At 68.9% G+C, this 611-nt stretch carries 1 pseudogene; it reads left to right on the top strand.

Going from position 1 to position 611, the window contains the following annotated elements:
* Nucleotides 1-104: 104 nt before the first annotated feature.
* Nucleotides 105-611 (top strand): annotated as a pseudogene (locus tag ABD844_RS52250) (hypothetical protein); the annotation flags it as partial.

Below are 611 nucleotides of genomic sequence, written 5' to 3'. Positions count from 1 at the left end.
CCTGCCGTACTGGACCCCGCCGCATAACCCCCGAAGGATTTACAACTCAGACCACTAAGCGGGGGACGCAGCGCCGGCCGTTGCCAGGGGCGAGAGCCGTCAGGGTGACCGTCCCCGGCCGCGCCGGCGAGCTGCCCATCACGGGTCTGGACCATGAGGCGACCAGCTTCGCGCTCGTCTTCATCGTGACCGGTGCGACACCCGCAGGGATGGACGGCGGCTTCGCGCAGATGGAGGCCAATTTGGAGGCCCTGGGCGCGCTGCTCGGCGTCCGGCACCGTCTGATGTCGCTGCGCTACCGGGCAGGCTCCATCGTCCGGGTGGCCGACGTGACCGTGACCGCAGCTAGCGAACCCGAGGTGAACACCGGTGCCGCCCGCGCCAGATTGACTGCGATCGTCGAGGTGCCCGGCGTGTACTGGCGGGACGAGACGGTCACGACCTGGCAGGGCTCGGCGAACGCGTCTAACCAGACGGTGACCACGCTCGCGGGCTCGACGGCGCCCATCATTGACTCGCTGATAAGGGTTACCGGGCCAGCAACGAACGTGACCCTGCGGGACGTGGCCTCGCAGGGTGCAGTCGGCCTGCTCACGTCCGGCAGCAACGCA

Source organism: Nonomuraea antimicrobica (genome assembly GCF_039536965.1).
Taxonomy (GTDB): Bacteria; Actinomycetota; Actinomycetes; order Streptosporangiales; family Streptosporangiaceae; genus Nonomuraea; species Nonomuraea antimicrobica.
Note: the sequence above shows the minus strand (reverse complement) of the source record. Positions and strands in the feature narration are given on the sequence as shown.